Annotated in this window: 11 protein-coding genes; 1 reads left to right on the top strand and 10 read right to left on the bottom strand. The window is 70.8% G+C overall.

Annotated elements, in window-relative coordinates; genetic code table 11:
- Positions 1-22: 22 nt before the first annotated feature.
- From ACWEMJ_RS01585 to folC, 9 genes are all read right to left on the bottom strand, one after another.
- Positions 23-1,951 (bottom strand): TIGR03960 family B12-binding radical SAM protein, encoded by a 1,929-nt coding sequence (locus ACWEMJ_RS01585; RefSeq protein ID WP_452134900.1) that lies wholly within the window; start codon positions 1,949-1,951, stop codon positions 23-25.
- A gap of 85 nt (positions 1,952-2,036) precedes the next feature.
- On the bottom strand, positions 2,037-3,224 hold the full coding sequence (gene rodA / locus ACWEMJ_RS01580; RefSeq protein ID WP_452134899.1) for a rod shape-determining protein RodA: 1,188 nt from the start codon (positions 3,222-3,224) through the stop codon (positions 2,037-2,039).
- Positions 3,221-5,455 (bottom strand): penicillin-binding protein 2, encoded by a 2,235-nt coding sequence (gene mrdA, locus ACWEMJ_RS01575; protein ID WP_452134898.1) that lies wholly within the window; start codon positions 5,453-5,455, stop codon positions 3,221-3,223. Before mrdA ends, rodA begins: the two co-directional genes overlap by 4 nt.
- Before the next feature lie 21 nt (positions 5,456-5,476).
- On the bottom strand, positions 5,477-6,124 hold the full coding sequence (mreD, locus tag ACWEMJ_RS01570; RefSeq protein ID WP_452134897.1) for a rod shape-determining protein MreD: 648 nt from the start codon (positions 6,122-6,124) through the stop codon (positions 5,477-5,479).
- Positions 6,124-7,059 carry a rod shape-determining protein MreC gene (gene mreC / locus ACWEMJ_RS01565; protein WP_452134896.1) on the bottom strand — a complete coding sequence of 312 codons (936 nt, stop codon included), beginning with the start codon at positions 7,057-7,059 and terminating at the stop codon, positions 6,124-6,126. The genes mreD and mreC overlap by 1 nt, the downstream gene beginning before the upstream one ends.
- A 79-nt stretch (positions 7,060-7,138) precedes the next feature.
- Positions 7,139-8,164, bottom strand: a complete 1,026-nt coding sequence (locus tag ACWEMJ_RS01560) for a rod shape-determining protein (RefSeq protein WP_452135008.1) — start codon at positions 8,162-8,164, stop codon at positions 7,139-7,141.
- 329 nt (positions 8,165-8,493) lie between these two features.
- Positions 8,494-8,907: a nucleoside-diphosphate kinase gene (gene ndk, locus ACWEMJ_RS01555; RefSeq protein ID WP_043913981.1), complete on the bottom strand. Its 414-nt coding sequence runs from the start codon at positions 8,905-8,907 to the stop codon at positions 8,494-8,496.
- 85 nt (positions 8,908-8,992) lie between these two features.
- The gene (locus ACWEMJ_RS01550; RefSeq protein WP_452134895.1) at positions 8,993-9,337 is read right to left on the bottom strand and encodes a DUF4233 domain-containing protein; all 345 of its coding nucleotides are present in this window, start codon (positions 9,335-9,337) and stop codon (positions 8,993-8,995) included.
- Positions 9,338-9,343: 6 nt separating this feature from the next.
- Positions 9,344-10,735 (bottom strand): bifunctional tetrahydrofolate synthase/dihydrofolate synthase, encoded by a 1,392-nt coding sequence (folC, locus tag ACWEMJ_RS01545; RefSeq protein WP_452134894.1) that lies wholly within the window; start codon positions 10,733-10,735, stop codon positions 9,344-9,346.
- A 164-nt stretch (positions 10,736-10,899) separates the two neighbouring features.
- Here folC and ACWEMJ_RS01540 point away from each other — a divergent pair, with 164 nt between their 5' ends.
- Positions 10,900-12,453 (top strand): chitinase, encoded by a 1,554-nt coding sequence (locus ACWEMJ_RS01540; RefSeq protein ID WP_452134893.1) that lies wholly within the window; start codon positions 10,900-10,902, stop codon positions 12,451-12,453.
- Positions 12,454-12,520: 67 nt separating this feature from the next.
- Here the strand turns inward: ACWEMJ_RS01540 and ACWEMJ_RS01535 are convergent, their stop codons facing one another.
- Positions 12,521-13,039 carry a hypothetical protein gene (locus ACWEMJ_RS01535; protein WP_452134892.1) on the bottom strand — a complete coding sequence of 173 codons (519 nt, stop codon included), beginning with the start codon at positions 13,037-13,039 and terminating at the stop codon, positions 12,521-12,523.
- Positions 13,040-13,262 lie beyond the last annotated feature (223 nt).

Genomic DNA, 13,262 nt, shown 5'->3' with positions numbered 1-13,262 from the left:
GGCGATCACCGCTGTGGGAACGTCAGTTGTTGACGACCGTCAGGGGCAGCAGCTTCTTGCCGGTGGGGCCGACCTGGATGTGGGTGTCCATCTGCGGGCAGACGCCGCAGTCGAAGCACGGGGTCCAGCGGCAGTCCTCGACCTCGACCTCTTCGAGGGCGTCCTGCCAGTCCTCCCAGAGCCAGTCCTTGTCGAGGCCGCTGTCGAGGTGGTCCCAGGGCAGGACCTCCTCGTAGCCGCGCTCGCGGGTGGTGTACCAGTCGACGTCGACGCCGGTGCCGGCCAGGCCCTTCTCGGCGGAGGCCATCCAGCGGTCGTAGGAGAAGTGCTCGCGCCAGCCGTCGAAGCGGCCGCCGTCCTCGTAGACGGCCCGGATGACGGCGCCGATGCGGCGGTCGCCGCGGGAGAGCAGGCCCTCGACGATGCCGGGCTTGCCGTCGTGGTAGCGGAAGCCGATGTTCTTGCCGAACTTGCGGTCGCCGCGGATCGAGTCGCGCAGCTTGGTGAGCCGCGCGTCGGTGGCCTCGGCGGACAGCTGCGGGGCCCACTGGAAGGGCGTGTGCGGCTTGGGGACGAAGCCGCCGATGGAGACGGTGCAGCGGATGTCGTTGGTGCCGGTGACCTCGCGGCCCTTGGCGATGACGTTCTTCGCCATCTCGCCGATCTGCAGCACGTCCTCGTCGGTCTCGGTGGGCAGGCCGCACATGAAGTACAGCTTCACCTGGCGCCAGCCGTTGCCGTACGCGGTGGCCACCGTGTTGATGAGGTCCTCCTCGGACACCATCTTGTTGATGACCTTGCGGATCCGCTCGGAGCCGCCTTCGGGCGCGAAGGTGAGGCCGGAGCGGCGGCCGTTGCGGGAGAGCTCGTTGGCGAGGTCGATGTTGAAGGCGTCGACCCGGGTGGACGGCAGCGAGAGGCCGATCTTGTCCTCGGCGTAGCGGTCGGCGAGGCCCTTGGTGACGTCGGCGATCTCGGAGTGGTCGGCGGAGGACAGCGACAGCAGGCCGACCTCCTCGAAGCCGGTGGCCTTGAGGCCGCGCTCGACCATCTCGCCGATGCCGGTGATGCTTCGCTCCCGCACGGGGCGCGTGATCATGCCGGCCTGGCAGAAACGGCAGCCGCGGGTGCAGCCGCGGAAGATCTCCACCGACATCCGCTCGTGCACGGTCTCGGCGAGCGGGACGAGCGGCTGCTTGGGGTAGGGCCACTCGTCGAGGTCCATGACGGTGTGCTTGGAGACCCGCCACGGCACGCCGGGGCGGTTGGGCACGACGCGGCCGATGCGGCCGTCCGGCAGGTACTCGACGTCGTAGAACCGCGGGATGTACACGCCGCCGGTCCTGGCGAGGCGCAGCAGCAGTTCGTCGCGGCCGCCGGGGCGGCCCTCGGCCTTCCAGGCGCGGACGATGTCGGTGATGTCGAGGACGGCCTGCTCGCCGTCGCCGATGACGGCGGCGTCGATGAAGTCGGCGATCGGCTCGGGGTTGAACGCGGCGTGGCCGCCGGCCAGCACGACCGGGTCGTCCATGGTGCGGTCGGCGGCGTTCAGCGGGATGCCGGCCAGGTCGAGCGCGGTCAGCATGTTGGTGTAGCCGAGCTCGGTGGAGAAGGACAGGCCGAAGACGTCGAAGGCCTTGATCGGGCGGTGGGCGTCGACCGTGAACTGGGGGACGCCGTGCTCGCGCATCAGGGCTTCGAGGTCGGGCCAGACGCTGTAGCTGCGCTCGGCGAGGACGCCCTCGCGCTCGTTCAGCACCTCGTAGAGGATCATGGTGCCCTGGTTGGGCAGCCCGACCTCGTAGGCGTCGGGGTACATCAGCGCCCAGCGGACATCGCAGGCGTCCCAGTCCTTGACGGTCGAGTTGAGCTCGCCACCGACGTACTGGATCGGCTTCTGGACGTGCGGGAGGAGGGCCTCCAGGCGTGGGAAGACCGATTCGACAGTCATGCGCAAGGACCTTTACGGCAGAAAAAGCAGTGACCCTCAAGGGTAGCCGAGCCCCGAGGGTCACTGGTTCGCACCGCTGTGCGGGCTATATCGCTATCGGTCGCTGGGAGCGCACGGACTGCAACAGCCCGATCGCGATCCACACCGCGAACATCGAGGAGCCGCCGTAGGAGACGAACGGCAGCGGGATGCCGGCGACCGGCATGATGCCGAGGTTCATGCCGATGTTCTCGAAGGCCTGGAAGGCGAACCAGGTGACCGCGCCGGCCGCCAGGATCGTCCCGAACAGGTCGGTGGCCTGGCGCGCTATCCGGCAGGCCCGCCACAGGATGACGCCGAGCAGGCCGATCATCACCAGGGCGCCGACGAAGCCGAGCTCCTCGCCGGCCACGCTGAACACGAAGTCGGTCTGCTGCTCGGGCACGAACTGGCCGGTGGTCTGGGTGCCGTGGAACAGGCCCATGCCGGTCAGCCCGCCGGAGCCGATGGCGATCCGGGCCTGGGCGGTGTTGTAGCCGACGCCGGACGGGTCGAGCGCCGGGTTGGCGAACGCCGCGAAGCGGTCGATCTGGTACTGGTCGAGCACGCCGAGCTGCCACACCGCGAGGGCGCCGGCCACGCCTCCCGCCAGCAGGCCGAACGTCCAGCGGTTGGCGGCGCCGGAGGCCATCAGCACGCCGAGCGTGGTGACGGCCATCACCATCACCGAGCCGAGGTCGGGCATCAGCATGACCACGCCCATCGGGAACGCCGCCACGGCCAGCGCCTGCAGCACGCTGCGGGTGGGCGGGAACTCCCGCTCGCCGGCGTCCACCCGTGCGGACAGCAGCACGGCCATTCCCAGCACGATCGCCAGCTTGGCGAACTCGGCGGGCTGGATGGAGAATCCGCCGCCGAACTGGATCCAGGAGTGCGCGCCGTTGATGGTCGAGCCGAGCGGGCTGAGCACCGCGAACAGCATCAGGATCACGGCCAGGTAGACGAACGGCACGGCGGTGCGCAGCCGCCTGGTGCCGAGCACGACCACCGCGACGCACAGGGCGACGCCGATCACCAGGTTGGTCAGGTGCCGGTACAGGAAGTACTGCGGGTCCCCGTGGGTGAGCGAGTCGCGGCCGCGGGTGGCGGACCACACCAGCAGCGAGCCCATCAGGGACAGCGCGAGCGCCGCCAGGATCATGATCCAGTCGAGCCGCCGCAGCGGGGAGTCCTTGGCCAGCGCCCGCGCCAGGAAGGAGCGCCGCGGGGGGCGGTACGAGCCGTAGGAGCTCACGAACGGCTCCTTCCGGGGCCGCCGGCCCGGTTGGGCTCCAGGGCGGCCAGCGCCACCGCGGGCGCCGGGTCGGCCTGGGCGGGACGGGCCGGGTCCAGGAAGGTCCGGTCGCCCTCGTAGGTGTACGCGGCCTGGACGATCGCGGTGCCGTCCGGGTTGAACTTGGGCAGTTCGGCCTGCGGCTTGGGCAGCAGCGCCTTGCCGTTGTCGATGGTGCCCTTGTCGTCGACGCCGTACAGCGCCTGGTAGATCCGTCGCACCGAGTCGCCGGAGCCGCCGGAGCCGGTGCCGCCCTGGCTTATCGTCATGACGACCGCGTAGTCCTTGCTGTACGTCGTCAGCCAGGAGGTGGTCTGCTTGCCGGCGACCTCGGCGGTACCGGTCTTGGCGTGCAGTTCGATCTTGCCCTGCGGCCAGCCGGCGCCGGTGAACTTCCAGGCGGCGGTGCCGCTGGTGATGACGCCGGCGGTGGCCTGGTCGATGTATTCGAGCAGCTGCCCCTGGGCGGGGATCTTGCCGTCCTCGTGCGGGGCGATGTCGCGCACCAGCGTGCCGTCGGGGCTGACCACCGCCTTGCCGATGCTGGGCCGGTACAGGGTGCCGCCGTTGGCGAGCGCCGAGTAGATCCGGGCCATCTGCAGCGGGGTGACCAGGGTGTCGCCCTGGCCGATGGCGAAGTTGACCATGTCACCGGCGCGCATCTGGTTGCCGTCGGCGCAGTTCTCGCGGGCGATCTCGTCGGCGTACTCGTGGCCGCCCTTGGCCGCCTGGTCGCACCAGGACTGCTTCATCGCGTCGTAGTAGGACTGCTTCCACTGCCGGTCGGGCACCCGGCCGGGGACCTCGCCCGGCAGGTCGATGCCGGTCTTGGCGCCGAGGCCGAACTCGTGGGCGGTCTTGAAGAACCAGTCCGGGGCGTCCTTCTTGGGCTTGAGGCCGCCGTCCTTCATCCACTGGTCGTAGGCCAGGCCGTAGAACACGGTGTCGCAGGAGACTTCGAGCGCCTTCTCCAGGGTGATGTCACCGAACTGCTCGGACTCGAAGTTCTTGAACTCGCGACCGCCGATGGTCAGCGACTTCGGGCAGGGGTAGCGCCCGTTGAGGTCGTACCCGGCCTGCACGGCGGCGGTGGTGGAGATGACCTTGAAGGTCGAGCCGGGCGCCGACTGACCCTGTATGGCGCGGTTGATCAGCGGGTAGTTGGAGTCCTTGCTGTTCAGCGCCTCGTAGTCCTTGGCGGAGATGCCGCCGACCCACAGGTTGGGGTCGTAGGTGGGGGCGCTGGCCATCGCGACGATCCGGCCGGTGTGGACGTCCATCACCACGGCCGCGCCGGAGTCGGCGATGTAGTTGCGGTTGGTCTCCTTGTCGAAGACCTTGCGCGCCTCGACCATGGCCTGGTTCAGCTGGTCCTCGACGACCTTCTGCACCCGGGCGTCGATCGAGGTGACCAGGTTGTTGCCGGGCTGGGCGGGGGTGGTGCCGGCGCTGCCGATCACCCGGCCCAGGTTGTCGACCTCCAGCCGGTCGACGCCGGTGGTGCCGCGCAGGTCGTCGTCGTAGACGGACTCCAGGCCGGCCCGGCCGATCTGGTCGGAGGGCAGGCGGCGCTCACGGCCGGACTTGTCTGCGGTCTTGGTGACCTCGTCGTCGGTGACGGGCGACAGGTAGCCGAGGATCTGGGCGGCGCTGGCGCCCTCGGCGCCGGTGTAGCGGCGCAGCGCGGTGGGCTGGGCGGTGACGCCGGGGAAGTCCTCGCGGCGCTCCATTATCTGCATCGCCTGCTGGGTGGTGGCCTGCTGGGTGACCGGGATCGGCTGGTACGGGGAGCCGTTCCAGCACGGCTGCGGGGTCTTCGCGTCGCACAGCCGGACCTTGTTCTTCACGTCGTCGGCGGGCACGCCGAGGACCTCGGCGAGCCGGGTCAGCACCTCCTTGCCGCGGTCCTTCTGCTGCATCAGCGCGGTGCGGGACACCGACACCACCAGCTTGGTCTCGTTGCCGGCCAGGATCCGGCCGGCGGCGTCCAGGATCTCGCCGCGGACGGCGGGTTCCACCACCTCGCGGATGTGGTTGCCCTGGGCCTTCTCGCTGAACTCCTTGCCGTTGCGGATCTGCAGGTACCACAGCCGGCCGCCGAGGGTGGCCAGCAGGGACAGCACCAGGATCTGCAGCACCACCAGCCGGATCGTCACCCGCCGGGTGCGGCCGGTCTCGGGAATGTTCGTCACGTGCGCGGACTCCGTCCCGGCTCAGGGGCGCTTGGCGAGGCCGAGCGCGCGCTTCTTCTTGTAGGAGGGGGTGGGCGAGGTCTCCCGGGTGGTGCGGTAGCGGGCCAGCGCGCCGAGGCCGGAGCCGCCGTCCGCGCCGCGCAGCGTCTCGTTGACCACCCGGTCGCCGTCGAAGCGGCGGGCCAGCAGCATCACCAGCGGGACGGTGAACGGGGCCAGCAGCACGTCGTAGAGCAGGGCGCTGAAGACCAGTCCGGTCAGGCCGACGTGCCGGGCGGCGGTGTCGCCGACCAGGGCGCCGACGGTGGCGTACAGCAGGGTGGAGACCACCGCGGCGACGGCGACCACGCCGATCGCGCTGATCGCGGAGCGCTGCCGGCCGGCCTCCGGGCGGAGCAGTCCGGCGCCGTAGCCGACCAGGCAGAGCACCAGCGCGTACCGGCCGACCGCGTGGTCGGACGGCGGGGCGAGGTCGGCCAGCAGACCGGCCGAGAAGCCCGCCAGGCAGCCGCCGGTGGAGCCGTGGACCAGGCCCAGGCCGACCACCACCAGCATCAGCAAGTCCGGTGTGGCGCCGGGCAGTTGGAGCCGTCCGAGGATGCTGACCTGGATCACCAGGGCGAGCACCAGCAGGACGGCGGACAGCAGGATCCGAGACGGACGAAACATCAGTTCCCCCCGGAGGTGGACGGTGCGTTGGCGATCGGCGCCTGCGGGTTGCCCGCGGCGCCGGCGGAGGCGGCGGGAACCGGCGGCAGCACCGCGTCCCGCGGGTCGGTGCGCGGCGGCACGACCACCACGCCGACCAGGTCGAGGCGGGTGAACTGCACGTACGGCTCGACCAGGACGGTCTTGGTGAGCTGGCCCGGGGTGGCCTGCACCTCCTTGACGGTGCCGACCGGGACGCCGGGGACGAACGGGCGCCCGCTCTGCGAGCCGAAGGTGACCAGCCGGTCGCCGGCCTTCACCTGGGCGCGACCGTTCAGCAACTCGATCTTCATCGGCGAGGCGCCCTGACCGGCCGCGAAGCCGATCTCGTTGTTGCCCTCCAGCCGGACGCCGGCGGTGAAGCCGGGGTCGGAGGCCAGCAGCACGGTGGCGGTGGTCGGGGCGACGGTGGTGATCCGACCGACCAGGCCCTGGCCATCGATGACGGTCATGTCGCGGGTCAGGCCGTCGTCGCTGCCGGCGTCGATGGTGATGGTCCAGGAGAAGCCCTGGGCGGCGCCGATCGCGATCACCTGCGCCGCCTTGACGGTGTAGCCGCCGGTGCCGGCGGTGCGCAGCATGTCGTCCAGCTGCTTGGTGCGGCCGGCCGCGGCGTCCGAGGAGGCCAGCTTCTGGCGCAGGTCGGTGTTCTCCCGGGTGATCTGGTCCAGGCGCTGCTGGTGCGTGCCGGCGTCGCGGATCGCCCGGATGTATCCGGCGATCGGGTCGACGGCGCCGGCCGCGGCGTTCTCCACCGGGCCGAGCACGGAAGCGGCCGCCCGGCGCGGTGCGCCGAGCGGCGAGTCCTGGCCGCCCTTGATGTCGACGGTGATCAGGGCGAAAGCGAGCGCGACCAGTAGGACCAGCAGTAGTCGACTCTGTCGGGTGTCCCTCACGGTGCTGCTGCCGCCCCTTCGTGCCGATTGTCCATCAGCTGGTCCATCAGCTCTGTCTGTTCTTCAGTTGGAAAGTTGTCTAGCGACGCGGCTGGGCGTCGAGTACCTGCTGCAGTGCCTCGAACTCCTCGACGCACTTGCCCGCCCCCAGGGCCACCGAGTCGAGCGGGTTCTCGGCGATGTGCACCGGCATGCCGGTCTCCCGGCGCAGCCGCTCGTCCAGGCCGCGCAGCAGGGCGCCGCCGCCGGTGAGGACGATGCCGCGGTCCATCACGTCGCCGGCCAGCTCCGGCGGGCACTGGTCGAGGGTGGTCTTCACCGAGTCGATGATCGAGTTCACCGGCTCGTCGATGGCCTCGCGGACCTCGGCGGCGGAGATCACCACGGTCTTCGGCAGACCGGAGACCAGGTCGCGGCCGCGGATCTCGGCGTGCTCGTCCTTCTCGTCCTCCAGGCCGAACGCGGAGCCGATCGACATCTTGATCTGCTCGGCGCTGCGCTCGCCCAGCAGCAGGCTGTACTCCTTCTTGATGTGCTGGACGATCGCGTTGTCCAGCTCGTCGCCCGCCACCCGCAGGGACTGGGCGGTGACGATGCCGCCGAGCGAGATCACCGCGACCTCGGTGGTGCCGCCGCCGATGTCGACGACCATGTTGCCGGTCGGCTCGTGCACCGGGAGACCGGCGCCGATCGCGGCGGCCATCGGCTCCTCGATGATGTGCACCTGGCGGGCGCCGGCCAGCATGCTGGCCTCCACCACGGCGCGGCGCTCGACGCCGGTGATGCCGGACGGCACGCAGACCACGACCCGGGGGCGGGCCAGGTAGCGGCGGCGGTGGATCTTCAGGATGAAGTACCGCAGCATCCGCTCGGTGATCTCGAAGTCGGCGATCACGCCGTCCTTCAGCGGGCGGATCGCCACGATGTTGCCGGGGGTGCGGCCGATCATCTGCTTGGCCTCGGCGCCCACCGCGAGGATTCCGCCGGTGTTGGTGTTCACCGCGACCACCGACGGCTCGTTCAGAACGATGCCCTTGCCCCGGACGTACACCAGTGTGTTCGCGGTGCCGAGGTCGATCGCCAGGTCCCGGCCGAGGAACGACAGGTTGTTCGCCATGGGATGTCGAGTGCCTTCCCGAATGTGGATCAAGGGCGGGGGGAGAGAGAGCCGGCCGCGCAGGCCCGCAACGGGGCTGCCGGCGGCTGAGCTGCCGCTCCGGGCCCGTGAGTTGGGGTCCATCGTAATCACGCCGGACATGACGAGCGGCGGGTACGGCGTCCCGCCCATTGTCCGGGCACGGATCGGCTTCTCCTGGCATTGGGACGCCGTGTCGGAGGGTAGGGTTCCGTGATTTGAGGATGAACGCCCGGTTGGGCGAAATGCCCCTGCCGAGGCAGGGGCACCAGGGTCCTACCGGGCTTCCGCCGGCGGCCTCAGACGTGGGCCGGGAAGAAGATCTTGATCTCGCGCTCGGCCGACTCGGGCGAGTCCGAGGCGTGGATCAGGTTCTCGCGGGTGATCGTCGCGTAGTCGCCGCGGATGGTGCCCGCGCCCGCCTGCAGCGGGTCGGTGGCGCCGGCCAGCGCGCGGATGCCCGGGATCACGTTCTCGCCCTCGACGATCAGCGCGATCGACGGGCCGGAGGTCATGAACTCCAGCAGCGGCTCGTAGAACGGACGGCCGACGTGCTCGGCGTAGTGCTGCTCCAGGGTGCCGCGGTCGAAGGTGCGAAGCTCCATCGCGGCGAAGCGCCAGCCGGCCTTGCGCTCGATCCGGCTGATGATCTCGCCGGCCAGGCCGCGCTTGACGGCGTCGGGCTTGAGCAGGACGAGAGTGCGCTGGGACACGGGGCGGCTCCTGAGGTCGTGGGTGGTGCGGTGTGTGCACCTGACACTACCCCGGCCCGGTCGCCGCCTCCGCGCCCAGCCCGGCTCAGGCGGTCGCCGCGGCGGCCGCCGCGCGCTGCGCCTTGAACTCGTCGATCTTGCGGCCGTAGTGCACCGAGCACCACCACAGGCCGCCGAACACCACGCCGAAGGCGTACATCGTCGGCAGCACCAACCCGCTGGCCAGCACGCCGAGTTGGAGCGCCCAGCCGACCCAGACCGCGCCGGGGCGGGTGATCACGCCGCACAGCAGCACGCACAGCAGGATGGCGACGCCGCTGACCGCCCAGATGGTGCCGGTGCCGACGTCGGTCAGCTTCATCGCGACCAGGCCGGCGAACATGATCAGCAGCGCCTCGCCGATCAGGGTGGAGGAGCACAGGGTGCGCATCGGCGGTTACTTCCTTCCGAACAGCAGGCGCGCCTCGCCCACCGTGATGACGGAGCCGGTGACCAGGACGCCGGCGCCGCCGAGGTCCTCCTCCTCGGCGAGGGTGACCGCGGCGTCGATGGCGTCGTCCAGCCGGGGCTCGACCTGCACCCGGTCCTCGCCGAACACCTCGACGGCCAGCGCGGCCAGCTCGTCGACCGGCATCGCGCGGTGGGTGGAGTTCTGGGTGACGACCACCTCGGCGAGGATCGGCTCGAACGCCTCCAGCAGGCCGCTGACGTCCTTGTCGCCGCTGGTGCCGATCACGCCGACCAGCTTGGTGAAGCCGAACGCCTCGCCCAGCGCGGCGACCGCGGCCTGCGCGCCGTGCGGGTTGTGCGCGGCGTCCAGGATCACGGTGGGGCTGCGGCGGACCACCTCCAGGCGGCCCGGGGAGGAGACGCCGGAGAACGCCTGGCGGACCTTGTCCTCGTCCAGGTGCTCGGCGCCGCCCTGGCCGACGCCGAAGAACGCCTCGACGGCGCTCAGCGCGAGGGCCGCGTTCTGCGCCTGGTGGTCGCCGTGCAGCGGCAGGAAGACGTCCTGGTACTCGTGGCCGCCGAGGCCGCGCAGGGTGATCAGCTGGCCGCCGATGGCGACCTCGCGGCGCAGCACGCCGAACTCCATGCCCTCGCGGGCCACCGTGGCGTCCACCTCGACGGCCCGGCGCAGGATGGTCTCGGCGGCGTCCAACTGCTGCTGGGCGACCACGGCGAGCGCGCCCGGCTTGATGATCCCGGACTTCTCGACCGCGATCCTGCCGGTGGTGTCGCCGAGCTTGTCGGTGTGGTCCAGGCCGATCGGGGTGATCACCGAGACCTGGGCGTCGATCACGTTGGTGGCGTCCCAGGAGCCGCCCATGCCGACCTCGACCACGGCGACGTCCACCGGGGCGTCCGCGAAGGCGGCGTACGCCATGCCGGTGAGCACCTCGAAGAAGGACATCGCGACCGGCTGCGCCGCGTCCACCATCCGCACGTACGGCTCGATGTCGCGGTAGGTCTCGACGAACTTCTCCGGGCTGATCGGCGCCCCGTCCAGGCTGATCCGCTCGGTGACGGACTCCACGTGCGGGGAGGTGTAGCGGCCGGTGCGCAGCTCGAAGGCGCCGAGCAGCTGCTCGATCATCCGGGCGGTGGAGGTCTTGCCGTTGGTGCCGGTGATGTGGATGGACGGGTAGGAGCGCTGCGGCTGGCCGAGGATGTCCATCAGCGCCTCGATCCGGTCGAGCGAGGGCTCCAGCTTGTTCTCCGGCCAGCGGGTGGCCAGTTCGGCCTCGACGGCGCGCAGTTCGGAGTCGGTGCCGCCGGCGTCGGCGGGACGGACGGTGTAGGGGTTGGGCTCGGCCTTGTCGCTCACCTTGCCAGTCTAAGGACTCCCGACGTCCGTCCCCGACGGCCACCCCGGCGGCGGGCGAAGCCGCCCCGGCCCTCTTGACACCCGAATTGGTCCAGTCCACCGTGTGAGTCGCTCCCCGCTCCCCGCACCGCACCCCCATCGACACTCCCCCACATGGAGATGGCATGCGTGCACCACATCGAGACCCGCGCGGCGCGCGGGCCCTGCTCGCCGGGTTGCTGTCGGCCGCGCTGGCGCTGGTCGGCATGGTGCTGACCGGCACCGGGACGGCCACCGCCGCGAACGTGGACGTGATCCAGAACGGCGACTTCTCGTCCGGCAACCACCTCGCGCCGTGGACCTGCGGCCCGACCGTCACCGCGGTGAACAACTCCGCCACCGGCTGGGACCTGCAGGGCGCCCCGGCCGGCTCCGACTACGCCAACTGTTCGCAGCAGGTCACCGTGCTGCCGAACTCGACGTACACCCTCTCCGCGGTGGCGCAGGGCTCGTACGTGTTCCTGGGCGCCACCGGCACCGGCGGCACCGACCCGTCCACCTGGACCTCCAACACCGGGTGGAACACGCTGACCACGACCTTCACCACCGGGGCGTCCACCACCTCGGTGCAGGTGTGGTTCCACGGCTGGTACGGCCAGTCCGCGTACCTGGTGGACAAGGTGTCGATGGTCGGCCCGGGCACCGGCTCGCCCAGCCCGTCGGCCTCCGCGTCCGGTTCCGGCTCGTCCTCGCCGTCCCCTTCGACCTCCACCTCCGCGTCGCCGTCGACCTCCACGTCCGCGTCGCCGTCGCCCAGCGGCTCGGCCAGCACCCCGCCGCCGCCCGGGCCGAAGCACCGGCTGACCGGCTACTGGCAGAACTTCTACAACGGCGCGACCCCGCAGCGGATCAGTGACGTCCCGGCGGCGTACGACATCATCGCGGTGGCCTTCGCGGACGCCACCGGGACTCCGGGCGGGATCTCCTTCACGCTGGACCCGGCGCTGTCCTCGAAGCTGAACGGCTACACCGACGCCCAGTTCAAGGCCGACATCGCGGCCAAGCGGGCGGCCGGCAAGAAGGTGATCATCTCGGTCGGCGGGCAGAACGGCACGGTGTCGGTGGCGAGTTCGACCGCGGCGGCCAACTTCGCCAACTCCGCGTACAGCCTGATCCAGGCCTACGGCTTCGACGGGATCGACATCGACCTGGAGAACGGCGTCAACGCCACCTACATGGCACAGGCGTTGCACAGCCTGGCGGCCAAGGTGGGGGCCGGCTTCGTGCTCACCATGGCCCCGCAGACCATCGACATGCAGTCCACCGGCACCGAGTACTTCAAGCTGGCGCTGGCCACCAAGGACATCCTGACCATCGTCAACATGCAGTACTACAACTCCGGGGCGATGCTCGGCTGCGACGGCGGGGTGTACTCGCAGGGCACCGAGAACTTCCTCACCGGGCTGGCCTGCATCCAGTTGCAGGGCGGCCTCGACCCGAGCCAGGTCGGCCTCGGGGTGCCCGCCTCGACCAGTGCGGCGGGCGGCGGCTACACCAGCCCGGCGACCGTGAACGCGGCGCTGGACTGCCTCGCCTCGGGCACCAACTGCGGCTCCTACAAGCCTTCGAAGACCTGGCCGGGCATCGGCGGCGCGATGACCTGGTCCACCAACTGGGACGCCCTCGCGGGCGGCGGCATCGCCAACACCGTCGGCTCGCACCTGCACGCCATGCCGTAGCCGCGCGCGACGACGGCGGGCCCGGCGCGGAGGACTCTCCGTGCCGGGCCCGCGCAGTGACGATCCGTCAAGTGGTGACGCGGGGAGTGGGCAGTCGCGCGGCGTGCCGGCGGCGCAGTTCGGCGGCGATCTCCTCGGCCTCGCCCTCCGGCAGCAGCGGCAGCATCATCGCCACCGCCTGCAGCAGGCCGCCGAGCAGGTAGGTGGTGTCGGGGGTGCCCGCCACCAGGGCGCGGACCGCCACGACGTCCCCGTCCACGACGGCCTCCAGCAGCATCGCGGCGCTCGCCGTCTCCTCGTCCACCGCGACCTCGGCGGCGCCGTACGGGGCGCGCCGGGCCAGACCGCGCAGCACCCGGTCGGCGACCTCGGGGGCGTACGCCTTGCGGACCGCCTCGGCGGCGATCCACACCAGCAGGGTGGCCGCCTCGCGCTCGGCGTTCTCGGTGAGCAGCAGGTCGAGTTCGGCGTCGAAGGCGAGCTGGTTTCCGTGCCGGAATGCCAGCAGCAGGGTCGCCGCCCGGGCCTTGGCCGCCTCCACCTCCTCCATCGGAAGTTCGTCGGCCAACTCCCTGGTCGCCACCATGCTTCTGCCCTCCGTTCGATGCCCCGCCCGAATGGGAACTCCGCCCACCGTACACATTCGATGTGCGAAGTTCGCTGAACGCGCGGGGGGCGGCAACGCGTTGTATTCCCTTTGGCGGAGTACTCCAATTGTCGGGAATACCGGGCGAATAGCCGCAGCGAAACCGTTACGGCGACGCGCGGCCAAGGGAATTGACAACCCATGGGCCCCAACTCGCAAATGG

The sequence above is a fragment of the Kitasatospora sp. NPDC004531 genome (assembly GCF_053602195.1).
This window is presented reverse-complemented; position numbering and strand designations above follow the sequence as displayed.